The organism is Amycolatopsis sp. NPDC039088, from assembly GCF_055598845.1.
Genome location: NZ_JBVKAE010000023.1, coordinates 112,728 through 136,756, shown reverse-complemented (window position 1 = coordinate 136,756; position 24,029 = coordinate 112,728). Strand labels below are relative to the sequence as shown.

The following is a 24,029-nucleotide window of genomic DNA, read 5'->3' as shown; positions in this document are numbered from 1 at the left end:
TGTCAGTAGATGACAAGTTCGACAGCAAATGTCGAATTTGGCGGACGCTACAGTGGTGACCGTGAGCACGAAGCAGCAGGACCTGCGGGAGCGGACCCGCCAGGCGGTCCGCGGCCAGTTGATGGACGTCGCGTGGGACTTGTTCGTCCGGCAGGGATACGACGCCACGACGGTGGACGAGGTCGCCGCCGCGGCCGGGATGTCGCAGCGCAGCTTCTTCCGCTACTTCGCGTCCAAAGAGGACGTCGTATTGGTGAAGTTCGAAAAGGTCGGCGCCCTGTTGGCCGAGGAGCTGGCAGGCCGCCCCGTATCGGAGGACGTGTGGACCGCGCTGCGCCGCTCGTTCGACGTGATCGTGGACGTCGCCGAACGCGATCCGCGCCACGGTCTCGTGCTGCTGCGGATCACCGATCAGTCACCGGCGCTACGGGCGGGCCGCGCGGAGCAGCAGAAGCAGTGGCAGGACCTGCTGAGCCCGCTCGTCGCCGAGCGCATGGCCCTGCGCCCCAAGGATCACGACCCGCGGCCGGCCGCGCTCACCGCGGCCGCGCTGGCTTGCTTCAACGTCGCCAATGGCGTCTGGCTGGAGAGTGACGGGACCGAGTCCCTGCGCCGGCTCGTGGACGACGCCATGAGCGTGGTGCAGCCCGGCGGGTAAACGCACGCGCGGGAGGGTTACGGCAGGACGGTGATCCGGTCCGCGGCGGGCGGCGCGACGTTCGGGTGCGCCGCGAAGTACGCGATCAGCGCGTCCAGATCCACCGGACCACCCGAAATATCGGTCCCCTTGGTGAACTCCGTGAAGCCGTCCCCGCCGGCGGCGAGGAAGTTGTTCACCGAGACGCGGTACGACGCCGCCGGGTCGATCGGCGTGCCGTCGAGCGCCAGGTTCGAGACACGCGCACCGGCGGGTGCCGTCGCCGAGTACGAGTAGTTCAGCGACTTCGAGATCTGCAGGATCCGCACGACCCCATTCGCCTGCCACTGCTGTTCGAGGACGCTCTTCAGGGTCGCCCCGGTGAGCGTGATCGTCTGCATGATGTTCGCGAACGGCTGCACGGCGAACGCCTCGCCGTAGGTCACGACGCCATCGCCTTCACCGGCGGGCGAAGACTCGTGGGTGAAGTCCGTGCGGATGCCGCCCGGGTTCGTCATGGCGATCTGCGCGCCGTTCGACCGCGTGGCCTCGAGCTGGGCGTCCGCGATGACGTCGCCGAGCGTGGACTCGCCGGAGGCGGCGCCCTTGGCGACCAGGTCCGCGGTGATGGTGCCGACGGCCTTGTTCGCGATCGGCGCCGCCTTGGTCTTGGCCTCGTCGATCAGCTTCTGCACGTCGACATCCGGCGTGACGTCGCGGGTGACGATCTCGTTGTGCGCCTTGGTCTCGCCGCGCACGACGTCACGCGTCCGGCGATCGATCTTCAGGTCGACGACTGACAGCAGACGACCGAAGGACGCGCCCTGGATCACCGGACGCGGCTTGCCGTCGGGGTCGTCGATCGAGCAGTTGTACTGCTGGTGGCTGTGCCCGGTGAAGATCGCGTCCACTTTGGACGTCACCCGTCGCGCGATCTCGGTCGCGGCGCCCGGCTTGACCTTGCATTCGTCCGGGCCGGCGGTCTCGGAGTTGTCGCCCTGGTGCAGCAGGACGACCTGCGCCTTGACGCCGAACATGTCGAGCAGTTTCGCGGTGCGGTCGATCGCTTGGACCTCTTCACCGAACTTGAGGCCCTTGATCGCCTCGGGGGTGACGACCTGCGGCAGATCCTTCAGCGTCGCGCCGATGACGCCGATCGGGACGCCGCCGGAGAACTCGATACTGAACGGCAGCAACGCGGGGAGGCCGTTCTCGTAGTACACATTGGACCCGAGGAAGGGGAAGTTCGCGCCCTTGAAGGAACTCCGGAACTGGCAGCCGTCGGTCGGGTGACAGCCGCCGTTCTGGATCCGGCGGAGTTCCTTGAGGCCCTCGTCGAATTCGTGGTTGCCGACCACGGAAGCCTCGACACCGAGCAGGTTCAGCAGTTCGACGGTCGGCTCGTCGTGGAACAGCGCCGAGATCACCGGCGACGCGCCGATGCTGTCACCGGCCGAAAGCACGACGGAGTTGGACACCTCGCCGCGAAGCCGCTTCAGGTGCGCCGCGAGGTAGGCGGCACCGCCCGCGTTGACCGTCGCACCGCCGGGCAGTGTGACGCGGCCGCTCGAACCGGACGGCGGTTCGAGATTGCCGTGCAGGTCGTTGAACGTGACGATCCGGACGTCGGTGGTCGCCGACGCGGCGGACGCGGGCGCGGCGACGGTGGCCAGCGCGGTCAGCACGGCACCGACTGCAATGACATTGCGCATCAGCGATCTCATCGACAGGGCGCTCCTTTGGTGCGTTCGTCACGAAGGTAGGAAGGGCGCCCTGCCGCCGAGATAGCTGGGCCTTCGGCCACGGCGCAACCCCAAAAGATCAAAAGACCTTGGTCGCGCCAGCCGCAGTCACCTTAGCCGCGCTCGATACTGCCGTCGAGAATCACTTTCGTCACCAGCTCCGGCTCGTCACTCATCGGCACGTGCCCGCAGCCGGGAAGGACCAGCAACTCGGCCTTGGGCGCGATCCGGCGCAGCTCGGCGGCCTTCGGGCGGGCGAGGATGCGGTCGCGCTGTGCCCACGCGATGGTCACCGGGACGTCCTCGACGACGCCCGCGAACCGGAAACCGCCGCGGGCCTGCTCCAGCGTGGGCCGAAAGCCGGGACAGCGGGCGAGCGCGCGCATGTCCTCCATGACCACCTGCGTGGTGAGCCTGCCCGGACGGCCGACGATCATCCCGGTCAGCATCGACCGGCCCGCCGGTGTCGCGGCGAGCCGCCGCGCGGTGCGTTCGGGGATCCGCTCGGCGAGCAGACGGTGGGTGCGCAGCATGCTCAGCGCGTACCGCTGCTGCCGCGGCGTCCACAGCCCGGCCGGGGACAACGCCGTCACGCTGCGGACGAGCCCCGCTTGCCCGAGGGCGAGCGAGAGCAGGCCGCCGAGCGAGTTGCCCGCGACGTGCGGTTTGCCGAGGCCGAGGCGCTGGAAGAACTTCCCGAACATCTCGACCGCGGCTTCGATTCCGTAGCCGCCGGGATGCGGTGCCGATTCGCCGAAGCCGGGCAGGTCGACGGTGATGACGTCCCGATGCGGCGTGAGCAGCGGGAGCACCGGCGACCAGGCCTGACGCCGGTGGCCGACGCCGTGGATGAGCACCAGCGGCTCGCCTTGGCCGGCGCGGTCGAAGACGACGTTGTCCATCCCGTGAGGTTAAGCTATTTACTGCTACCGCCGGTAACAGGTAAATAAAGACGTTCCCGCCGCCGCGTGACGTCGTTGGGCATCGGTTCCAGATCCCCGGACGCGATGAACCCGAGTTTCAAATACAGCCGCCGCGCCCGGTCGTTGTCCTCCGCCACGTGCAGCCACACCTCACGCGCGCCGTCGGTCTCGGCCGCCGACCGCACCTCGCCCATCAGCCGCGTGCCAAGACCTCGGCCTCGCGCTTCGGGCGCGACCCACATCGAATACAGGATCCAGCTTCCGTCGCGTGCTCTCCCGGCGACCAGGCCGACCGGGCGACCCTCGTCGAAGGCGGCGAACCAGGCGTCCGCGGCGAGCCTCGCGAGCCACTCTTCGTCGGACTGCGCCCGTTCGACCTCGGCGATCGAGCCGTAGTTCTCGGGGGTGTCCAGGAGGGCACGCAGGCGTATCTCACGGAAGACATCGAGGTCTTCGGCGGTCAGCCGTCGAACGAGCAGCATCCGGGCAGAATCCCACGGCCGCCGTCGTTTCGGGGAGCGAATATCGCCGATCGGCCAAGATCGAGGTCGGCCACTCGGCCGATCCGGTCCCGTTCGCCGCGGCCCTTCGACCGAAGTGGTGGACCCCCCAAGATCCATAACGTCGATGTCATGACGAACGCACAGGTCACCGCCCTGCAGTACGGCTTGATCGGCTTCTTCGCGCTGTGGGCGACGCTGCTGATCCCGCAGCTGATCATCCTGCACGCCAGGCACGGCCAGGTGCGTCTTCGTCCCGTCGTGATCATGGCCGCCGTGCTGCTCTACGCGACCATGACCCTGGCGGTGACCTTCCTGCCGCTGCCCGGTCCCGGCGCCGGACGGCTGAGCCAGACCGTCCAGCTGCACCCGTTCCAATGGGTCGCCGACATCCACACCGAACTGCTCAAGCACGGGTTGACGGCGGCCGACTGGTTCACCACCCAGACCTTCCAGCAGGCCACCATGAACGTGCTGCTGTTCGTCCCGCTCGGTTTCTTCGCCAGGACACTCTGGAAGCGCGGCCTCATCGGCACCACGCTGATCGGCTTCACCGCTTCGCTGCTGATCGAGACCACCCAGCTGACCGCGAACTTCGGCACCGCGCCCTACGTCTACCGGATCTTCGACGTCGACGACCTGCTCAACAACACCGGTGGCGCGATGCTCGGCTGGATCGCCGGAGCCCTGCTGCTCAGCCTCGTGCGGAAGCCCGTGCCTTCAGCGATCGAGATGCAGCCGCCGCGCCGCGAGCGGATCGACCTCGCCCAGGCTCGCTAGTCTCGCCTGCCGCCGCTGGGCCGCGCGCCGCGCGGCCCGCCGGTCTTCCAGCACCACCAGCACGGTGGCCACCACGAAGATCAACCCGACCAGACCGAGGATGAGCGAGAGCTGCAAAACCCCTCCTCGAAGACGACCTTGTGTGCGAGATCACAAACAGTACGCATGTCGTGGTGACTTGGCCACCCCTTGCGACGATCGAGCGTGTCGCGGGTCACGCGTGGCGGCGGCGGCAAGTGAACGCCTCCTGCCGGCGTGCCGGAAACTGGCCTGGTGAGGACACGACCGACCAAGGACCAGCTGGCCGCCGCGTACGGCAAGACCATCGCCGACGTCATCGCGCCTGACCTGGACGTACTGTTCTGCGGGATCAACCCCGGCCTCTACTCCGGCGCGCTCGGCCTGCACTTCGCCAGGCCGGGGAACCGGTTCTGGCCCGCGCTGCACCGCGGCGGCTTCACACCACGGCAGCTCGACCCCAGCGAGCAGGAGGAACTGCTCGGTTACGGGCTCGGCATCACCAACGTCGTCGCGCGGACGACGGCGCGGGCCGACGAGCTGTCGCCGGAGGAATTCCGCGAAGGCGGACGACTGCTGACGGCGAGGGTCGCCGAATACCGGCCGCGCCGGCTCGCCGTGGTCGGAATCACGGCCTTCCGGACGGCGTTCGGTCTGCCGAAGGCGAAGGTCGGCCCGCAGGAGGTCGAGATCGGCGGAGCGCGGGTCTGGGTACTGCCGAATCCGAGCGGACTGAACGCGCATTGGACGCCTGCGGCGCTCGGAGAGGAGTTCGGTCGCCTCCGCGCCGAAGTCCACTCTGAGTAGCGGATCCGCCAAGATCTCCCGTCGACGCGCTCATTCGAGCAAGAGATCCACGACCAGGCAATACCCAGAGTTTGCTGCGACGCGGCGATACATCTATGAGGGGGATACCGCGTCACGTCCCCGGACCTACTGACTCGTAATAGTTACGAGGTGTTATTTCCGTCCGGTCCCGCAGGGGGGACCGGTTGACGAAGGCGACCACGCCGGGGGGCCGTGGGCGCCGAATGGACTTCATGTCCTCTCGTCCGGGGATAACGGGCAGGAAAACGGAGGGGTCCGTGATGCGAGGCATCGAGCCGAACCGAACGCAGGCCGGGAGGCCTGGCGGACCGCCACCAGGCGGCAGGGGCCTCGGCGTGGCCGCGGTCGATCCGATCCCGATCTTCTGCGAGGGCCTGAGCTCGCTGGTGCACCGCACGCCGGGGTTGCAGTGGCTCGGACACGCCGGCAGCCACCACGCCGCGCTCCAGCTGTGCGAGCAGCTCAAACCGGACGTCATCGTGCTGGATTCGGCGCTCGACCCGAACTGTCACCTGTCCAGGTTGCTCAGCGGCGGAGACCCGGCGCTGGTCATCATCACGCTGGTCAGGGACACCAACCGCACGCAGCAGTACCTCGCCGCGGCGATCGCGGCGGGGGTACACGCGATCGTGCCGCGAGCGACCGACGGGCGGCATCTGATCGAGGCGATCCGGCGCGCGCACAGCGACCGCCGCTACATCGACCCGACGCTGGCCGCGCTGACGGCCAGGCCGAAGCGTCAGCCCGTGCTCCCCAAGGACGGCGAGGCCCCCAAACCGGCGACCGCCCGCGGCCTGATGCCGCTCTCCCGACGCGAGTACCAGGTCCTGCAGCTGGTCGCCGAGGGATTGGAGAACTCCGGGATCGCGAAGATCCTCTTCCTTTCCGTGGAAACGGTCCGGACCCACGTCAAGAGCATCCTGCGCAAGCTTTCGGCCCGCGACCGGACACACGCGGTGACCATCGCGTTCCGCTCCGGCATCCTGATCGCCACCCCTGACGACGCGCACACCCCGCCCGAGGCGACGCCTGCCACCACGATCGCGCCGTCACCCCGCTGAGCCCCCCGTATTGCTGATTTACACATCACAACAGTGGCCATTCACTTGCCGCAGTTACCGACAGGTAATATCCTGAAGTTACCGGCGAGTAGGGGACGTGTGCCCGGCCGGGGAGCCGAACACATTGGAGTGACGAAATGGGCCACTACAAGAGCAACGTCCGAGACCTGGAGTTCAACCTCTTCGAGGTACTCGGCGTGCAGGACCGCCTCGGCAAGGGCGTCCTCGCGGAATCCGACGAGGAGACCGCGCGAGGCGTGCTGACCGAGCTGAACAAGCTCGCTTCCGGTCCCCTCGCCGACTCGTACGCCGACGCGGACCGCAACCCGCCGGTGTACGACCCGAAGACCTTCTCGGTGAAGATCCCCGAGTCGTTCAAGAAGAGCTACAAGGCGCTGATGGACGGCGAATGGTGGCGACTGGGCCTGCCGAACGAGCTGGGCGGCTTCGGTCTGCCCCCGACCGTGCAGTGGGCCGCCGCCGAGCTGATCCTCGGCGCCAACGCGCCGCTGTTCATGTACATGGCGGGTCCGAGCTTCGCCGGGATCGTCGACAAGAACGGCACCGAAGAGCAGAAGCAGTGGGCGCAGATCATGATCGATCGCGGCTGGGGCGCGACGATGGTGCTCACCGAGCCCGACGCCGGTTCCGACGTCGGCGCCGGCCGCACCAAGGCCGTCAAGCAGGAGGACGGCTCCTGGCATATCGACGGCGTGAAGCGGTTCATCACCTCGGCCGAGAACGACATGGTCGAGAACATCATGCACCTGGTGCTGGCCCGTCCCGAGGGCCCCGGCATCGAGACCCGGCCCGGTACCAAGGGGCTGTCGCTGTTCCTCGTGCCGAAGTTCCACTTCGACGGCAAGACCGGTGAGCTGGGCGAGCGCAACGGCGCCTTCGTCACCAACGTCGAGCACAAGATGGGCATCAAGGCCTCCACCACCTGCGAGCTGACCTTCGGCCAGCACGGCACCCCCGCCAAGGGCTGGCTGCTCGGCGAGGTGCACGACGGCATCGCGCAGATGTTCCAGGTCATCGAGTACGCCCGCATGATGGTCGGCACCAAGGCCATCGCGACGCTGTCGACCGGTTACCTCAACGCGCTCGAGTACGCCAAGGAGCGCGTCCAGGGCGCCGACCTGCCGAACATGCTGAACAAGACCGCGCCGCGCGTCACGATCACCAACCACCCGGACGTCCGCCGCTCGCTGATGCTGCAGAAGGCGTACGCCGAGGGTCTGCGCGCGGTGTACCTCTACACGGCGTCGTTCCAGGACCAGGTGTGGACCGGCGAGGGCGACGAGGCTTCGCAGAAGGTCGCGCACGGCGTCAACGACCTGCTGCTGCCGATCGTCAAGGGCGTCGGCTCCGAGCGCGCGACCGAGCAGCTCGTGCAGTCGCTGCAGACCCTCGGCGGGTCCGGCTTCCTGCAGGACTACCCGATCGAGCAGTACATCCGTGACGCGAAGATCGACTCGCTGTACGAAGGCACCACGGCCATCCAGTCGCTGGACTTCTTCTTCCGCAAGATCGTCCGCGACAAGGGCGCTTCGCTGGCCTACGTCGCCGGGGAGATCACGAAGACCATCGAGTCCGAGGTCGGCAACGGGCGGCTCAAGAACGAGCGCGGTCTGCTCAAGCAGGCGCTCGAGGACACCCAGGGCATGCTCGGCTCGCTGATCGGCTACCTGACCTCGTCGCAGGAGGACCCGCAGAACATCAACAAGGTCGGCCAGCACACGGTCCGCCTGCTGATGTCGGTCGGCGACCTGCTCATCGGCTGGCAGCTCATCAAGCACGCCGAGGTCGCCATCGCCAAGCTCGACGCGGGCGCGTCGGCGAAGGACACCCCGTTCTACGAGGGCAAGATCGCCGTGGCGTCGTTCTTCGCGAAGAGCGTGCTGCCGGAACTGACCGCGCGCCGCGCGATCGTCGAGGCCGCGGACAACAGCCTCATGGAGCTCTCCGAAGCAGCGTTCTAGGCCATGTTCTAGGCCATTCGGACACTGGAAGAACCCCCTCCCGAGCGGAGGGGGTTCTTCTGGTTTCGAGGGGGTTTTCGGCGGGCATCTCCGTGCTGAGTCCGCCTCCCGGCGGAGACCTCGGCAAAGGAGTCTCAATGACAGTCACCGGCATCATCACGGCGATCGTGGTCGGTTTGATCCTCGGGGTGCTCGGCAGGTTCTTCGCCCCCGGCAAGCAGTCCATCCCCATCTGGCTGACGATCATCGTCGGTATCGTCGCCGCCTTCATCGGTACCTGGATCGCCCGCGGTCTCGGCTACGCGGACACCAACGGCTTCGACTGGCTGGAGCTGATCACCCAGATCGTGGTCGCGGCCCTCGGGGTCACCCTCGCCGCGAACCTCTACGGACGCCGGGGTGTCACCCGGTAAGGGGGCTTGAGGCGCGATGAGCCCGGATCGGTGCCACCGTGGGCTCATCGATCTCCAGCGAAGGAGGAAACCATGTTGGGTGGCCTTTGGGGCATCATCACCACGATCGTGGTCGGTCTGATCCTCGGTGTCATCGGCCGGATGCTGGCGTCCGGCGATCAGAAGATCCCGATGTGGCTGACGATCGTGGTCGGCATCATCGCCGCGTTCATCGGCAACTGGCTGGCCGGCGTGTTCGGTGTCCGTGACACGGCGGGCATCGACTGGATCCGGCACGCCTTCCAGGTCGGCGCGGCCGTCGTCGGCGTCATCGCCGCGGCCGCCATCTACGCGAAGGTCAAGGGTGGCGGGCATCGCGCCGTGACCTGACCAGGCCGACTTGACCAGGGCTAGGGTCGGCCCCTGTGACCACTCGACTCGAACTCAGTGGACAGGGGCTGACCTCCCTGCGCGACCTTTCCCTCCCGGCCTCGCTCGAATACCTGGACCTGTACGACAACCAGTTGACCTCGGTCCCCGAGGAACTGTGGTCGCTTTCCGGGCTGCGGGTACTGAATCTGGCCACCAACCGGCTGACCGCCATTTCGCCTTCGATCGGCGCCCTGCGGCAGCTGCACACCCTGGATCTGGGGCACAACGAGCTTTCGACCGTGCCGGACGAGCTCGGCGACCTCGCGGGGTTGACGGAATACCTTTATCTGAGCGACAACCGGCTCGCCGAGTTTCCCGCCGCGCTGTGCTCACTCGGGCGGCTGAAATACCTGGGCTGCACGGACAACCGCATTTCCACCTTGCCGGAAGATCTGTCCGGGCTGACGTCCTTGCGTGAATTTCGCCTGTACGGCAACGGTTTGACGGAAGTTCCGGAATCGATGGGAACGCTTTCCTCGCTACGGGAACTGCATCTGCGGAAGAACCGGCTGACGTCGTTGCCGTCTTCCCTCGGGCAGCTGACCGAGTTGCGTCAGCTGGATCTGCGCGAGAACCAGCTCATCTCCCTTCCGTCATCGTTGGCCCGGTTGTCCAAATTGGACAAACTGGATCTACGCTGGAACAAGGACTTCCGGGAGCCTTCGTGGCTCCCGGACTTCGAAGCCCGCGGTTGCATGGTGCTGCAATAGGCGCTCAGGCGCAGATGACCGTCGGACGCGGCGAGTAGGTCGCGTTGCGGGTCTCGCGGCGGACCTCGGTGCCGGAGACGACGTCGATCAGCACACGGGTGTCGGAAGTGCTGAAGCCGGCGGCACCGGGGTCCGGCACACAGCCGGGGCCGGAGCCGACCCGCACCGGCTGTGCGACGTACGAGTGCCGTTCGCCGCCGGTGCTCTGTACCGAAAACCGTTTGGTGCCCCAGATCCGCACGGTCACCGAGCCGTTGGCGGGGATGACCTGGATGGCGATACCGGTCGGGGCGTCGTTGACGATCTGCATTTCGACCGGCGCGCCGTCGTCGCCGATGGCCTTCACGTCACGCGCGACCGGATAGCGGTCGAGGTAATGGTCGTGCTCCAGATGCCCGCCGTCGGCCAGTCCGGCCAGGTACGCGGCGTTGTAGAGCGTCGTCGCGAGCTGCGAGACGCCGCCGCCGACCGCGACCGGGCCGGTGCCGTCTTCGTTCACCGGCGCGGGGACATAGCCCGCGTTCGCCGTCCTCGGCCCGGACCGCGCGCCGAGGCTGAACGTCTCGGCCGGCTTGACGATGGCGCCGGAGACGCGGGTGGCCAGCGCCTGCACGTTCGTCATCGACGGCCCGCTCAGTCCCGAAGTGGTGAACTCGCCGATGACCTCGTTGATGCCGAGGACGTTCGCCGCGTCGGTGCTGACGGCCGGGCTGCTGGCGTCGTAGACCGCCGTCAGCTCCCGCTCTTCACTCTTCGTGAGCACCGAGGTCAGTGCGGCGAACGTGCGATCCCAGTTCACCTTCCGCGCGTCCTTCGACGGCTGGACCGCCGGTCGGTCGCCGACGAAGACGATCTGCGCGTCCGCCCCGTCGGTCTCGGTCGCCTTCAGCTGTGGTTGTGCCACCGCCCGCAGTTTCCCCTGGTCGATGCGGACTTCGAGATTGCCGTCGTCGCGCGGGGCGAACTGGAAGGACGCCGCGATCGTCTCCGGTTTCAGCGTCGCGTCCTTGCCCTCGCCGCGGATCACCAGTGGTTTCGCCACGGCGGGGACGACGATCTTGTCGAGCGCCGCGTGCACGCCCGGCGAGTTCGCCTTCACCGGCGCGACGTTCACCTTCAGCTCTACGCCGGCGTCACTCAGCCAGCCGTCGGTGACCGCGGTGACCGCCGTCTTGACGTCGGCGAGGCTCTGGCCCGCCCGTGGTTCGACGGCGACCGGGAGGACGCCACCGTCGCTGCCCGCGACGGGCTGGAACGTGATGGCCCCTTCGACCGGCGGGCGGTTCAGTTTCGCGGCGGCCAGATCGGAGACGGCCTTCTCCAGCTTCGGCGCGTCGGTCCACGTCACGACGCCGACCTCGCGGCTGCTGAAGAACGACATCAGGCGCGTGTACGGACTCAGCGGCTGATGCCCGGCACGGCCCAGCGTCTGCGGCCAGTCGAGACCGAGACCGGACGACGTGGGGTACAGCACCGTGCGGACGTCGCCGGCGCGGATCCGCACCGGCTCGATGAGCCTCGGCTCCAGCTCACGGCGAAGCTTCGACTCGGCCTCCTTGTGCGTGAGGCCACCGACGTCGATCCCAGCGACGGTGACACCGCGCGGAACGTCGCCGGCGCTGGAGATCAGGTCCACCGCGTACGCGAGTACGGACAGGCCCATGAGCACCCCGGCGACCATGAAGGCCTTGCCGACGGCCTTGCGGAACTTCGACGCGGGCGTCGGCGGCGGATGCACCACCCTGTCGCCCTCGAAGAGCTCGTCTACCAGGTCCTCGTCGTTTTCCGGAGCGCCGTCCGCGGCCGGGAGGAGTTCGTCGCCGAACAGGTCGGTGCCCGGCTTGTCGTGCTCGTCGCGTACCAACCCTTCACACCCCCTCCAGCGGCTGGAGTTACAGGTACAACCCCGTCCCGTGTTCGGTCCGCTCGGTCGCCACCGCGTGGATGTCACGCTCCCGCATCACCAGGTGCCCCTCGCCCTGGATCTCGACCTCGTGCTGGTCCTCCGGGTTGAACAGCACCCGGTCGCCGGTCTTGACGTTCCGTACGCTGTTGCCCACGCCCAGTACATCACCCCAGGCGAGCCGCCGCGCGACCTGCGCGGTGGCGGGGATGACGATCCCACCGGAACTCCGGCGCTCTCCGTCCTCGGGCGACAGCTTCACGAGCACCCTGTCCTGCAGCATCTGAATCTCGAGTTTCGGCCCATCTGACACGAAGACGACTCTACTTACCCGGATCCCCGGCCATGACCAGGCTCAGCGCGCTTTCTCCGCCGTTTTCGAACCGCACGGGAACGCCCCAGTCCTGCCGGGTGATGCGGCAGGCGGGGTGCTCGCCACCGTCGTCGCAGCTCGCGGCCTGCGCCACGATCTGCAAAACGCCTTCGGTGACCCCTTCGGCGAAGCGGAGCTTGCGGAACAGGTCGGTGCCCACGCCGGCGCCGTCGGCCAGCAACTCCGGCGGCGACGCGCTGATCTCCAGTCGCGTCGACGGGCCGAAGCGGTCGTCGAGCTTCTCGCCGGGCGGCGGGGTGAAGACGACGGAGAACTCCAGCTCACCCGGCGCCAGCACGGTCGGCGGACGGCGGACCGCGTGCGCGTCCCCGGTGACAGCCTGTTCGCCGAGCGGCACCGGTCCGATCCGGCTCCCGGCCGACTCGACGACCAGCAGCGAGCCATCGTGCACCAGCAGGCCTTGTGGCTCGGCGAGACCGGTCGCGAGCGTCGTCACCTGGCGGGTGAGCGGGTCGTAGCGGCGGATCGCGCCGTTGTAGGTGTCGGCGATCGCGATGGTGTCACCGGGCAGCACGGCGAGGCCGAGCGGATGCTGCAGGAGCGCCTGGTCAGCGTGGCCGTCGACGTGGCCGAAAGAGAACAGGTCGACGCCGACCGCGGTGTGCACGGTGAACGTCTCGTCCTCGGGTTCGATCCAGCGCAGCGCCGACGTCTCCGCGTCCGCGAGCCACAACTTCTGCCCGTCGGGCGTGAGACCGGACGTCTGCGCGAAGAACGCTTCGTGGACATCGCCGTCCTTCAGGCCCTCGACGGTCGTACCGGCGAAGCGGCGGATAGTGCCCGAGACCGGCTCGAACACGCTCAGCGTGTGGTTGCCCGCCATGGCGACCACGACGCCGCCCGCGGGGCCCCACCAGGCGACGTCCCACGGGCTGGTGAGGTCGATGTCGAGCGCCTTGCCGGTGTCGACGCCGTCGCGCCACTGGCGGCCGGTGCCGGCGACCGTGCTGACCTCACCGGTGATCAGGTCGATACCGCGCAGCCGGTGACCGGCCGTGTCGGCGACGACGGCGTGGTAACCCGCGCGCTCCGCGACCTCGTACGGCAACAGCGTGATCCCGGACGGCTCGGTGAAGCTCGCCAGGTCGAACGGCCCGTCCTGCGCGCCGCGGGCGCCGCTGCCGAAGCGGCGGATGATCGTCTCGCCGTCGGAGGCGAACTCGACGATGGAGTGGTTGCCGGTGTCGGCGACCAGGATCCGGCCTTCGGCGGTGGTGACGGCCTTGCTCGGGAAACGCAGCTCGGCGCGCTGCTCCTCGGCCGGGACGTACGGGCTGCCGCCGCGGCGCAGCGTGCCCTTGGCCTCGTGCGTCGCGACGAGGTCGGCGATCACGCGGCGTAGCGCCTCCGCGTGTCCCTCTCCGGCGGCGACGTGCACGACGTAGCCCTCGGGGTCCACGACGACCAGCGTCGGCCACGCCTTGACCGCGTACTGCGACCAGGTCGTCATCTGCGGATCGTTGAGCACCGGATGGTGCACCTCGTAGCGGCGCACCGCCGCCTCGATCGCGGCCGCCTCACCCTCGTGCAGGAACTTGGGGGAATGCACGCCGATGGTCACCAGGACGTCGGCGAACTCGGCCTCCAGCGGGCGCAGCTCGTCCAGCACATGCAGGCAGTTGACGCAGCCGCTGGTCCAGAAGTCCAGCAGGACGACGCGGCCGCGCAGCCCGGCGAGCGTGAGCCGCTCGCCGCCGGTGTTGAGCCAGACGTCACCGGCGAGCTCGGGCGCCCGCACGCGGGACTGCGTTCGTGGAGAAGTCACGACAAGAGTGAACTACACCGGGAGTCGCTCTGTTCCGCGGTCCAGGCGTTGAGAGGGCGAGCTCACCCCGAGGGAGGAGGCTCATGTGGGTGATGAGGGCGGACATGGGAGCGGCGTTAAAAGAGAAGGCGTCTCGGCGTCGCGCGACTTACGCTCGAACACATGTCCACAGTTGAGCCCGCCTTCACCCTAGAGGAGGCACACGACCTCCAGGCGAGCTTGGCCGAACCCGTGCGCCCCGGGTTGAGCGAGGCCGAGCTCGACGACCTCGAAACCCGTTTCGGCTTCCGGTTCGCCGCCGATCACCGGACCTTCCTCGCCGCCGGGGTGCCGATCGGCGACCGCTGGCCGGACTGGCGCTGCGGCAACCCCGAACAGCTGCGAAAACGGCTGGATTGGCCGGTCGACGGGGTGCTCTACGACATCGAGCACAACGGCTTCTGGCTGCCCGAGTGGGGCATGCGGCCGATCGACCTCGCCGACGCGCTGACGCGGGCCCGCGAACACCTCGCGCGGGTACCGCAGCTGGTGCCCGTCTGCGGGCATCGGTATCTGCCGGGGATAGCCGGGAGCTCGGGCTATCCGGTGCTGTCGGTGTATCAGACCGACATCGTCTATTACGGGTATGACCTGCGGGGATACCTGCGGCACGACTTCGGCGACCAGCCGCTGGGCCCGCCGCCGCCCGGCGGACCGCGTCAGGTCGAGTTCTGGTCGCGATTCGTGGAGTGAGCCCGCCTCCCCACCGCATTCAGAGGACTAAACGCGGGACTCGGCGGTTGCCTTCAGCCGGGCCAAGGTCGCGGCGATGTTCGCCCGGTTGGCGTCGTCCCGCTTCCACACCCCGGTGAACAGGGACGTCGGGGCCCGGAGCCAGCCAGGGCGCCGGTCCCAGGCGCTCTCGACGGCCACGCACCCGTCCTCCGTGGCCTCGATGTCGTACTGCCAGCGCGCGACGGGAAGTCCGGCGAAGGTGGTCACCTCGAACGCGAACCGCTTGCCCTCGTCGGCGTCGGTGATCGTCGAAAGGGTGCTCCAACGGCGGATCCCACGACGGTTGCGACCACGGAACTTCGCGCCGACAGCGACGCCCTCCGCGCCGCCGACCCAGCGGTGCCCCTCGTACTCTTCGGCCATTCCCGCGAGCGCGCCCGGGTCGCTGACCAGGGCGTACACCTGCTCGGGCGGAGCGGCGATCGCGATCTTGCCGGTGGCGCTGGGTTCCGTCATCACATACCTCCGTACTGAGGGTATGTGAAATACCCTCAGTTGTCCCGGCGGAGCATCCGACTGATACCGGCCGCGACCGTCGTGGCCAGCACCCAGCCCGACGCGGTGAACCCGGCCGCGACCCAGTTGTCCACGCCGTGCATGTACCAGCGCGACTTGTTCCCGAAGTCGACGATCGGGACCAGGAGATCGACCGTGTACAGCACCGGATTCCACTGCAGTCCGGTGTCGTCCTGGTTGACCAGGCACCGCGGCCCGCTCACGGTGAGCTTGGGATTCGTGACGCAGTCGTCGACACCGAGCCCGAACCACAGGCTCCCGAGCACGAGCAGCGTCAGCAGCCAGCCGAGCGCGCGCACCGGACGGAAGCCGTAACCGACCATCGACCGCTGCAGCCAGCTCCACACGTGCACGCCGGGCCCGAAGAACTTGAAGCCCTTCGCGAGCGCCTCGTACCGGAACTGCTGCTTCTTCAGCATCACCGTGGAGGCGTGCTCTTCATTACCGGACGCGCGCAGCGTCGCGGCCAGCTGGTCGTAGGGTCCCGGACGATAACCGTCCATCGCCTTGCGCAGCAATACGATCCGGTGGTCGATCGCCCGGTCGTCGTCGAGGGCGATGTCCTCCTGCAGCGCGTCGTAGCGGAAGTCCTCCAGCTCGATCCCCGCCACCGACGCCCAGAAGGCCTCGTTGTCACCCAGCGTGCCGCAATGCGCGCGCCGCAACACGATCCGGCCGTCCGGCGGAGTGCCCGGGGTGAGCAGGAACTCGTCGGCCGATACGTCGCTGCCGTCGAGCGCGATCCCGTGCTGCGGCAGGGAACCGAGCCGCGCACCACGGAAATCGACGCGCCGCGCGACCTGGGCGCCGTCGAGGTTGACCCCGCCCTGCGCGACGAACGGACGCTCCTTGTTCTCAGTGAGGACGAGGTCGCGGCCGATCCGCGCGGTGCGGACGTCCAGCGAATAACTGGTGTTCGTCCGCGCGCCCGGCTCGGTCAGACTGGTACCGAAGAGGTTCACGCTGCCGCCGACCTCGGCACCCTGCAACCGCAGTGTTCCCTGCACGGTCGCGTCGGTGAGCTGGAAGTTCCCCGCGATCTTCGCGCGCCGCGCGGAGAAGACGTCGCGGCGCGGATGCAGGAACAGCGAATTCCAGGCGAGCACGTTGCCGCCGACGGTGATGTCGGCCATGCGCAACTGCCCCGACGGCACCCGCAGGCTCGTCGCCTCGATGTCGCCGCCGATCGTCGTCCCGTCGAGATGGATCGCCCGGTCGTAGTACGGGATGCTCTGCCCGCGCACGACCTGGACCTCGGCGCCGGCCAGCCGCAGCGAACCGCCGATCCGCGCGTTGACCATCCGCAGCGTCCCGGTCGCCTGCAGCCCGTCGCTCAGCTCGAGGTTCCCGTTGACCGTCATGCGATCCGCGACCAACGCCGGTCGCGGATCGATGTACGGGTCGTTCGATTTCCACGCGTCCACGACGATCGGCCCGGACTGGTTCACCGAGAGCCTGGCCTCGCGCATGATGATGTCACTGTTCACAGTGGCGCTCGGCAGGAACATGATTCCGCTGGCGGAGAAGCGTTTCCGCTGCGCGGCGGGGCCGTAGTTGTCCACCTCGCAGAGCAGGCTGCCACCGATGTGGATACCGTTTCCGTTGAGGGCGAAGCCATCCCGGTTGTTGAGCGTCGCACCCGAGAAGTTGACGTTACCGCCCGCCCGCATCCCCGGGATGCGGACTTCTCCGTTGGCCACCAACCGATACGCGAGCAACGCGCCGACGATGGTGACCCGGTCGGCCTGGATCGCCTTGCCCCGCGGATGGGAGATCACCGTGCGCGTCAGCACGACCGACCCCTCGATGACCGCGTCCGTGAGGTTGACCGCCGCGTTCGGCATCCCGCGTTCACGATCGTCGCCGCGCTGGACCGTCGTCTCCTCGATCTCGTGCTCGCCGTCGACGTGCACGACACTGCGGATCAGGCGGACGTCGTTGCGGGTACGGAGGTTCCGCGCCTTGAGCCCGGGAAGCCAGCACTTGCGGAACACCAGCCCCAGCAGATGCGCCTCGCGGACGTCCGGCGGATGCTCGAAACGGCACCGCTCGAACCGGAACAGATACTTGATGTCCGCCGCGCGCAGATCGAGCGTCCCGGTGATGTAGGCGTCCTCGACCTGCACGATCGGCGCGTTGGTCGCCTGACGGCGCCACCGGAGCAGACCGGTCGTGCCCGGCTTCATCAACTCGGACGCCGGAACCTCGTACCGCTTGTCGGGGTTCGGGTCGAACGGGTCGAGCGGCGGCAGGGACGCGTCGCCGTTCGGCTCGCCTTCCCCCGGCTCACGCGGCCCGTTGTTGCGCCGAAAACCCGGCATCGTTTCGCTTCCCTCCCCCGTCGTTCCCCGGGTACCAGCGAAGCCGATCACGTACCGGATTCGCAAGTGGCCCAGCGCAGTAGACCGGAACCTGCCACGGGTCTACGACGGCAGAACGGCCAGCCGGGCTCCGGATCAGGCCGTTCGTCTCCGCGTCGGTGATCTTGGCCGGACTCGTCGCTGGACGGCTGGGTCGTTGCTACCGTTACTCACCGGAGTCAGGGGTGGATTACGGGTAGGTTGCGTCCTTCGTGGCCCGTGCGGGGGGCGCGACATGACAGAGCTGGCTATAGAGCTCCGGAAGATCGGCAATCCGATACGGCCGACGGCGATTCTTCTGCCGATCATCATCGCCGCGGTGTCACGCTGAGCGGCTGCGCCAATGAACCACCAGGTCAGACCGCGCGGTCAGCGCCGGACTGGTCATCGGCAACAAGGACGGTCTAAGCGCCCTATACGCACAGAACGCGTCCGGTGGCCTCACCATGTTCAGGCCTGTCGCCGCTGTCAGCGGACACCCTGCGGTCATATACGCCAACGGCAGTGCGACCAAGATCGCCGCGGCCGCGATCAGGCACCTCAAGAAGTCCTGATCAGGAGAAACCCGTCGATCGGGACAAAAGTAGGGCGATCCACCATCTTTCGATGGTGATCTTCCGCGAAGGGGCTGATCGGCGGTTTACCTGCTGCTATCGTCACCGATTGGAGTCAGTGGGGAACTACGGGTAGGTCGCGCCCCATCGCGGCCCGTGCGGGGAGGCACGTCATGACACGACCGGGAAGCGGCCCTCAGGGGATCTACGAGCAGGTGAACTCGGCGGCGCCGCAGGCACCGCCGCCACCCCCGCCGAACTACGGCGAGCTGGGCAGCGGGCAGGCGAAGGCCGACTTCGCCGCCGCGTCGGCGAACGGCGGCTGGGAGTTCGACCCCGAAGCGATGAACAAGGTCATCAAATCCCTCGAAGACAGCCTTGATGACCAATACCGTCGAGCACTTGAAGAGTCATCCCACCTGACCGGTATCGATGCGATGGGTGACGAGGTCGCCAGTCATGGATACGTCGCTTTGGCGAACCAGTCAGGAGCCTCCTATCAAGCGTTCTTGAAGGGGGCCATCGACTACACAACGGCCTACATGCAAACGTTGCAGGACATACGCGACGCTTACCAGAGACAAGACGAGGCCGCGCTCGACGCGATCCGGCAAGCAGGAAAGGCCCTCTGATGCGACGGCTCATCATCGCCGCGACGATCACCTGCACGACCGTGCTTCTTGCGACGGCTTGCAACGGTGATAAAACCTCGGGAAACCCACCCCCAGCACCGGCGCCGTCGTCCACAGGCCTGCCGCGAGCAGGTGCTCCGGCCGTGCAAAGTCCCTTGAAGACCGACCTGTTGACCACAGATCCCTGTGGCGCTGCGACAAAGTCCGAGGTCGAAAGTGTGGGAGGAGCGCTGAAAAGCGCAACGGCCGAAGACATCGCGGGTGGGCGAGGCTGCGCTTGGATCTTCGCTAACTCCGCAGGGAACGTCAGTGGTGCATTGAACGTCAGCCAGCCGGACGGTCTCAGCCACCTCTATGCGCTCAAAGCCCAAGGTAGCGGCGTCACGACATTCAAACCGCTGCCGGACATCGCTGGATATCCCGCGGTGGAGTACGCGAATGGCGGTGAAGGTCAAGGCGCTTGTCAGCTCGCCGTAGGCCTCCGCGACGACATGACGTATGTCCTGGTCACGCAACTGCGACGCGGAAGCCCTCACCTGAACGACCCGTGCGGCTTGAGCGTGAAGATCGCCGAGTTCACGATCCAGCATTTGAAGGCTGCACAATGACTTACAGCGGCTGGGAAATATTCGCCAAACTGAATGCCAACCCCAAGACCACGACGCGGCTCGACGCGGCACAGGTCGCCTCCCATCACCTGTTGGTCATCCACGAAGACATCAGCAAGGTCATGGGAGACAGCCAAACCGCGCTGAGCTCCTTCTGGAAGGGCAAAGCAGCCGACAGCGGCACAGCCGGTCTCGCCCCGCTCATCGCGACCTCCAAGATCGCGGGCGAGAACATGAACCGCGCCCGGCAGTCGATGTTCGACCAGAACGCCTCTTTCCACTACACGCGCGGCAATGTCCGTCCGGTCGAGAAGGAGCGCGCCGGGGACAGCGGGCCCGAGGACATCTTGTCCGTCGGCGCGAGTGACGACGAGATCGCGGCCGCGAAGTTCGACGCGGACACGAAGCACAACGTCGAGATCTACGAGCCGTACTTCCAGAGCACCCAGCCGCGGCAGCAGAGTCTCGCGCCGGTTTACCCGGCCGCGCACGATCCGAACGTTTCCGCCGGGCCGATCACGCCGGATCCCATCGACCCTGGTCAGACCAAGGTCAGCGGGTTCAGCGGCGGGTCTGGCGACTCGGGGCGGCAGGGTGGTCCCGGCGGCGGATACACCGGTGGGCCGAGTTCGTACAGCGCGCCGCCCGGGGCCGAGGGTTATCAGGCGCCGAGGCCGCCGCAGGTTCCGCAGCCGCCGAGGATGCCACAGATTTCGCAGCCGCCGAGGATGCCGCGGCCGAACGACGGGACTGACCTCTCGTCCGTGAAACCCGCGCCCACTATGCGTCCTGGCGATTTCCGGCCGCCCAACTTCGGACCGGGCAGTGGACCCGGCAGCGGCCCAAGTAACGGATTCGGGCCTGGAACGGGTGGTTTCAGCGGCGGATTCGGGCCTGGTGGCGGGTTCGGACCCGGCGGGTCGGCCGGTGGGCCGGGAACGATGGGGCCTGGTCGCGCGGTCGGGGCCGGTATGCCCGGCGAAGGCGCGATGCGCGGCCCGGCAGGCACACCGGCGGGTGGACCCGCGGCGGGGCGTCCCGGTGCGCCGGGCATGGGCGGCGGCGGGATGGGTGCCGGTAAAGGGGGCAAGGGCGGCGAGGACGAGGAGCACCAGCGCAAGATCACGCTGCAGGAAGAGGACGGCGACACCATCTTCGGCGGCTACGACGGTGACAAGCCGGTCCCGCCGGTGATCGGCGCATAGCCATGCTGCAGAAGCCCGTCGAACTGACGCTCCAGACCTACGAAAACCTGCTGGACCAACACAATCTCGGCGACATCCACCCGACGCTCGTTCGTGGCGCGCAGTGGTACCTGCCAGAGGAACGCCGTGAGCTCGCCGCCACCGCACAGTCCGAATTGGACAGACAAGGACTGCTCCGGCGCGGCCGCATCGACGACGAGTTCCTCGACACGCTGCGTTTCCTGCAGCGGCCTGCGGTCGAGTACTACTCGTGGGTGAAGTCCGAGGGGCGTGAACGGACGGTTCGCGCCGCCGGCAGCGGCCGGGAAGCGGTCACTGTCGTTTTGGTCGACAAGGTCGTCTATCTGACGCCGACCCGGCCGGACACGCTCGCGCAGGATTTCACCGGGCTGCTCCCGGAGGCATCCCCTGCGCGAACGCCTTCGCTGAACTGCGCGGAAGCCGATCTGCAGGTCCTCATGAAGGGCGAGATGCTGACCGGCACCGGCCCGAGTATCCGCGACGCCAAGAAGATCCTGCAGTGGATCCGGTCGCCGCACACCTTCTTCGGCAGGCTGTACGTCGCCATCCGTGACGGCGGCGGCAACCGGAAACGCGTGGAGCGGCCACCGGGCTGGATGGACACCGAGCAGGGCCGTGTCGTGTTCGGCCCGGACGCCAAGGGCTGGGTGAGCCTTATGGGCGCCGGGCCGCACGAAGTCGCCGCCAAGGTGATCCAGCTGGAGTCGCAGCTCCGAGGACGTTAGCCCTGGTGGTTCGGGTTCAACACCCGCGAGAGGAACGACTTCGTGCGTTCCTCCTGCGGGTCGCCGATGACCTGGTCCGGCGAGCCCTGTTCGACGACCACGCCGCCGTCCATGAACAGCACGATGTCGGCCACTTCACGCGCGAACTGCATTTCGTGCGTGACGACGAGCATCGTCATGCCCTCCTGCGCCAGTTGCCGCATGACCGCGAGGACGTCGCCGACCAGTTCGGGGTCGAGCGCCGATGTCGGCTCGTCGAACAGCATGACGTCGGGGTTCATCGACAGCGCCCTGGCGATCGCGACACGTTGCTGCTGTCCACCGGACAGCTGCGTCGGCAGTGAAGTCTCCTTCTCCGCCAAGCCGACCTTCGCGAGGTTCTCGCGCGCGATGCGCTCCGACTCCTCCTTGCCGCGCTTCAACACCTTGCGCTGCGCGACCGTGAGGTTGTCGAGCACGCTCAGGTGCGAGAAGAGGTTGAACGCCTGGAAGACCATGCCGATCTTCGTGCGGGCGCCGTCGATGTCGACGTCCGGATCGGTGATCTCGCTGCCGTTGACCACGATCTTGCCCTGTTGCGGTTCCTCGAGGAGGTTCACGCAACGCAGCAACGTGGACTTGCCGGAACCGGACGGGCCGATGATGCAGACGACCTGGCCCCGTTCGACGTGCAGGTCGATGCCCTTGAGCACTTCGAGGTCGCCGAACGCCTTGTGCAGCCCCGAAACCTCGACGATCGTCTGGGTGCTCATACCGTCCCTCCGCCGGGCACTCCGGCCCCGTATTTCTTCTCTAGCCGCTGCTGAAGGATCGACAGCGGGATGGTGATGACCAGGTAGCAGAGCCCGGCGACGACGATCGGGGTCAGCCCCTTGGCCTCGAGCAGCGCCTGGCGGCTGAACTGCGCGAGTTCCTGCTGTGCCGGCGTGGTGCCGAGCAGGAAGGCCAGCGACGAGTCCTTCGTCAGCATGATCAGCTCGTTGGCCAGCGGGGGCAGGATGATCCGGAACGCCTGCGGGATCACGACGGTGATCATCGTGCGGGCAGGCGACATGCCGAGCGAACGCGCGGCTTCGACCTGTCCGCGCGGGACCGCCTGGATACCGGCGCGGATGGTCTCCGCCATGTAGGCCGAGGACACGATGCCCAGCGCCAGCATGATCGCGACGTTGCGCGGCAGCTGGGTGCTGAACGCCGTGGGCACGCCGATGCCGACGGCGAGGAAGATCAGCAGCGCGGGCAGGCCGCGGAAGAACTCGATGTACCCGCGCGCGAACCAGCGGTACGGGCCGACCGAGGACAGTCTCATCAGCGCGAGCAGGAGACCCAGACCGAGGCCGAGCACGAAACCGAGCGCGGTGAAGATGACGGTGTTCTTCAGCGCGACCGTGATCACGTCGGGGAACTGCTTCGCGGCGACGTCGAGATCGAAGAACGCCTTGCCGATCTTGCTCCAGTCGGCGAGCAGCGCGAGAACGATGACGATCACCAGCAGCAGGACGTATTGCCCGGTTCGGAACGCCGAACGTCGCTGGCGGCGGCTCAAAGCCATTTCTCTCCTCAAGCAGGTGGCGACAAACCTGTGGCCGGTGCGCTGGGCACCGGCCACCGGGGACGGATTATCAACTGGCGGTCGGGCCGCCCGGCTGCCAGGTCGGCGCCTTGCCGAACCACTTCTGGTAGATCTGCGCGTAGGTACCGTCCGCCACGGACGCCTTGAGGACCTCGTTGACCTTGCCGAGCAGGGCGGTGTTGCCCTTCTTCACGCCGATTCCGTAGAACTCGTTCGTCTTGAACTCGGTGACGACCGTCGTGTCCGGGTTCGTCTTCACGAAGTCGTAGAGCACGCCGTTGTCGTTGACGCCCGCGTCGATCGTGCCGTTCTTGACGGCCTGCTCAAGCAGCGCGAGGTCGTCGTAGGTGACGATCTCGGCGCCGGCTGCCTTTTCCTTGGCATAGTCCGCGCCGGTGGTGGCCGACTGGACACCGATCTTCTTGCCTGCGACGTTCGACAGGTCCTTGATCGGCGAACCGGCCTTGACCAGCAGCGCCTGGGTCGCCTCGAAGTACGGGTCGGAGAAGTCGAACTTCTCCTTGCGCTTGTCGGTGATCGTCATGCCGGCTGCGGCGAGGTCGCACTGGCCGCTGTTCATCGCTTCGCCGGACTCGATGTTCTCGAAGGCGATGTCGACGATGCTCTGCTCGACACCCAGCTTCTTGCCGACCAGGTCGACCAGGTCGACGTCGAAGCCGACGATCTTGTCGCCCTGCTTGACCTGGAACGGCTGGTAGGGCAAGTGCGTGCAGGTGGTGACCTTGCCGGAAGCGACGAGCTGGACTCCGCCTGCCGCGGAACCGCCTTCGTCACCGCAAGCGGACAGCACTCCCGCGGCTAGGGCGAGCGCCGGGATCAGGGCGAGCGCTTTCAATCGGGCCACGTCGTCACTCCTTGTAGTTCCCATGTGTCGAGAGCACGCATATTGCCACTCATCCGGCGGCAAGCACAGCACCGCGACGTTACAGGGCCGTTTCGGCAGTCACTGTCCTTACGCGGGGTATCGCGCCGA

At 67.5% G+C, this 24,029-nt stretch carries 25 protein-coding genes; 13 read left to right on the top strand and 12 right to left on the bottom strand.

The window, feature by feature from the left end:
* Nucleotides 1-61: 61 nt before the first annotated feature.
* The gene (locus ACZ7KI_RS27535; protein WP_470275951.1) at nt 62-658 is read left to right on the top strand and encodes a TetR/AcrR family transcriptional regulator; all 597 of its coding nucleotides are present in this window, start codon (nt 62-64) and stop codon (nt 656-658) included.
* A 17-nt stretch (nt 659-675) separates the two neighbouring features.
* Here the strand turns inward: ACZ7KI_RS27535 and ACZ7KI_RS27530 are convergent, their stop codons facing one another.
* The 3 genes from ACZ7KI_RS27530 to ACZ7KI_RS27520 form a co-directional block, all read right to left on the bottom strand.
* Nucleotides 676-2,349 (bottom strand): bifunctional metallophosphatase/5'-nucleotidase, encoded by a 1,674-nt coding sequence (locus ACZ7KI_RS27530; RefSeq protein WP_470275950.1) that lies wholly within the window; start codon nt 2,347-2,349, stop codon nt 676-678.
* 143 nt (nt 2,350-2,492) lie between these two features.
* The gene (locus tag ACZ7KI_RS27525) at nt 2,493-3,281 is read right to left on the bottom strand and encodes an alpha/beta fold hydrolase (protein WP_470275949.1); all 789 of its coding nucleotides are present in this window, start codon (nt 3,279-3,281) and stop codon (nt 2,493-2,495) included.
* 14 nt (nt 3,282-3,295) lie between these two features.
* Entirely contained in the window at nt 3,296-3,784 is a 489-nt protein-coding gene (locus ACZ7KI_RS27520; protein WP_470275948.1) for a GNAT family N-acetyltransferase, read from the bottom strand.
* Nucleotides 3,785-3,934: 150 nt separating this feature from the next.
* Here ACZ7KI_RS27520 and ACZ7KI_RS27515 point away from each other — a divergent pair, with 150 nt between their 5' ends.
* Complete coding sequence (locus ACZ7KI_RS27515) at nt 3,935-4,582, top strand: VanZ family protein (RefSeq protein ID WP_470275947.1); 648 nt, start codon at nt 3,935-3,937, stop codon at nt 4,580-4,582.
* On the opposite strand, the gene ACZ7KI_RS27510 is transcribed toward ACZ7KI_RS27515, so the two are convergent.
* Nucleotides 4,523-4,699, bottom strand: a complete 177-nt coding sequence (locus tag ACZ7KI_RS27510) for a hypothetical protein (RefSeq protein ID WP_470275946.1) — start codon at nt 4,697-4,699, stop codon at nt 4,523-4,525. The two genes, ACZ7KI_RS27515 and ACZ7KI_RS27510, sit on opposite strands and share 60 nt — an antisense overlap.
* Before the next feature lie 156 nt (nt 4,700-4,855).
* Between ACZ7KI_RS27510 and mug the strand changes: the two genes are divergently transcribed.
* From mug to ACZ7KI_RS27480, 6 genes are all read left to right on the top strand, one after another.
* On the top strand, nt 4,856-5,407 hold the full coding sequence (gene mug, locus ACZ7KI_RS27505) for a G/U mismatch-specific DNA glycosylase (protein ID WP_470275945.1): 552 nt from the start codon (nt 4,856-4,858) through the stop codon (nt 5,405-5,407).
* Between the two features lie 281 nt (nt 5,408-5,688).
* Nucleotides 5,689-6,489, top strand: coding sequence for a response regulator transcription factor (locus ACZ7KI_RS27500; protein ID WP_470275985.1), 801 nt, complete (start codon nt 5,689-5,691; stop codon nt 6,487-6,489).
* A 137-nt stretch (nt 6,490-6,626) separates the two neighbouring features.
* The gene (locus ACZ7KI_RS27495) at nt 6,627-8,471 is read left to right on the top strand and encodes an acyl-CoA dehydrogenase (protein ID WP_470275944.1); all 1,845 of its coding nucleotides are present in this window, start codon (nt 6,627-6,629) and stop codon (nt 8,469-8,471) included.
* 137 nt (nt 8,472-8,608) lie between these two features.
* Entirely contained in the window at nt 8,609-8,884 is a 276-nt protein-coding gene (locus ACZ7KI_RS27490) for a GlsB/YeaQ/YmgE family stress response membrane protein (RefSeq protein WP_470275943.1), read from the top strand.
* Between the two features lie 72 nt (nt 8,885-8,956).
* Entirely contained in the window at nt 8,957-9,253 is a 297-nt protein-coding gene (locus ACZ7KI_RS27485) for a GlsB/YeaQ/YmgE family stress response membrane protein (protein ID WP_181775301.1), read from the top strand.
* Nucleotides 9,254-9,288: 35 nt separating this feature from the next.
* Nucleotides 9,289-10,005 (top strand): leucine-rich repeat domain-containing protein, encoded by a 717-nt coding sequence (locus ACZ7KI_RS27480; protein WP_470275942.1) that lies wholly within the window; start codon nt 9,289-9,291, stop codon nt 10,003-10,005.
* Between the two features lie 4 nt (nt 10,006-10,009).
* Here ACZ7KI_RS27480 and ACZ7KI_RS27475 read toward each other — a convergent pair whose 3' ends face one another.
* Genes ACZ7KI_RS27475 through ACZ7KI_RS27465 form a run of 3 tightly spaced genes read right to left on the bottom strand, consistent with a single transcriptional unit; the run spans nt 10,010 to nt 14,040 of the window.
* Entirely contained in the window at nt 10,010-11,869 is a 1,860-nt protein-coding gene (locus ACZ7KI_RS27475; RefSeq protein ID WP_470275941.1) for a VanW family protein, read from the bottom strand.
* 28 nt (nt 11,870-11,897) lie between these two features.
* Complete coding sequence (locus tag ACZ7KI_RS27470) at nt 11,898-12,191, bottom strand: GroES family chaperonin (RefSeq protein WP_061981779.1); 294 nt, start codon at nt 12,189-12,191, stop codon at nt 11,898-11,900.
* A 40-nt stretch (nt 12,192-12,231) separates the two neighbouring features.
* Nucleotides 12,232-14,040 carry an NHL domain-containing thioredoxin family protein gene (locus ACZ7KI_RS27465; protein WP_470275984.1) on the bottom strand — a complete coding sequence of 603 codons (1,809 nt, stop codon included), beginning with the start codon at nt 14,038-14,040 and terminating at the stop codon, nt 12,232-12,234.
* A 189-nt stretch (nt 14,041-14,229) separates the two neighbouring features.
* Here ACZ7KI_RS27465 and ACZ7KI_RS27460 point away from each other — a divergent pair, with 189 nt between their 5' ends.
* A complete protein-coding gene (locus ACZ7KI_RS27460; RefSeq protein ID WP_470275940.1) occupies nt 14,230-14,799 on the top strand; it encodes a hypothetical protein in 570 nt (189 codons plus the stop codon).
* Between the two features lie 27 nt (nt 14,800-14,826).
* Here the strand turns inward: ACZ7KI_RS27460 and ACZ7KI_RS27455 are convergent, their stop codons facing one another.
* Nucleotides 14,827-15,297 carry an SRPBCC family protein gene (locus ACZ7KI_RS27455; protein WP_470275939.1) on the bottom strand — a complete coding sequence of 157 codons (471 nt, stop codon included), beginning with the start codon at nt 15,295-15,297 and terminating at the stop codon, nt 14,827-14,829.
* Between the two features lie 35 nt (nt 15,298-15,332).
* Nucleotides 15,333-17,678: an oxidoreductase gene (locus ACZ7KI_RS27450; RefSeq protein ID WP_470275938.1), complete on the bottom strand. Its 2,346-nt coding sequence runs from the start codon at nt 17,676-17,678 to the stop codon at nt 15,333-15,335.
* Nucleotides 17,679-18,444: 766 nt separating this feature from the next.
* Between ACZ7KI_RS27450 and ACZ7KI_RS27445 the strand changes: the two genes are divergently transcribed.
* The 4 genes from ACZ7KI_RS27445 to ACZ7KI_RS27430 are packed head-to-tail and all read left to right on the top strand — an operon-like array spanning nt 18,445 to nt 21,462.
* Nucleotides 18,445-18,903, top strand: a complete 459-nt coding sequence (locus tag ACZ7KI_RS27445; protein WP_470275937.1) for a PE domain-containing protein — start codon at nt 18,445-18,447, stop codon at nt 18,901-18,903.
* The gene (locus ACZ7KI_RS27440) at nt 18,903-19,511 is read left to right on the top strand and encodes a DUF3558 domain-containing protein (RefSeq protein WP_470275936.1); all 609 of its coding nucleotides are present in this window, start codon (nt 18,903-18,905) and stop codon (nt 19,509-19,511) included. The genes ACZ7KI_RS27445 and ACZ7KI_RS27440 overlap by 1 nt, the downstream gene beginning before the upstream one ends.
* Nucleotides 19,508-20,716, top strand: a complete 1,209-nt coding sequence (locus ACZ7KI_RS27435) for a hypothetical protein (protein ID WP_470275935.1) — start codon at nt 19,508-19,510, stop codon at nt 20,714-20,716. Before ACZ7KI_RS27440 ends, ACZ7KI_RS27435 begins: the two co-directional genes overlap by 4 nt.
* A gap of 2 nt (nt 20,717-20,718) precedes the next feature.
* Nucleotides 20,719-21,462 carry an ESX secretion-associated protein EspG gene (locus ACZ7KI_RS27430; RefSeq protein ID WP_470275934.1) on the top strand — a complete coding sequence of 248 codons (744 nt, stop codon included), beginning with the start codon at nt 20,719-20,721 and terminating at the stop codon, nt 21,460-21,462.
* Here ACZ7KI_RS27430 and ACZ7KI_RS27425 read toward each other — a convergent pair.
* The 3 genes from ACZ7KI_RS27425 to ACZ7KI_RS27415 form a co-directional block, all read right to left on the bottom strand.
* Nucleotides 21,459-22,214: an amino acid ABC transporter ATP-binding protein gene (locus ACZ7KI_RS27425; protein ID WP_470275933.1), complete on the bottom strand. Its 756-nt coding sequence runs from the start codon at nt 22,212-22,214 to the stop codon at nt 21,459-21,461. The genes ACZ7KI_RS27430 and ACZ7KI_RS27425 overlap by 4 nt on opposite strands.
* Nucleotides 22,211-23,014: an amino acid ABC transporter permease gene (locus tag ACZ7KI_RS27420; protein ID WP_465500099.1), complete on the bottom strand. Its 804-nt coding sequence runs from the start codon at nt 23,012-23,014 to the stop codon at nt 22,211-22,213. Before ACZ7KI_RS27420 ends, ACZ7KI_RS27425 begins: the two co-directional genes overlap by 4 nt.
* 70 nt (nt 23,015-23,084) lie before the next feature.
* Nucleotides 23,085-23,900, bottom strand: a complete 816-nt coding sequence (locus tag ACZ7KI_RS27415) for a basic amino acid ABC transporter substrate-binding protein (RefSeq protein ID WP_470275932.1) — start codon at nt 23,898-23,900, stop codon at nt 23,085-23,087.
* Nucleotides 23,901-24,029: the final 129 nt, after the last annotated feature.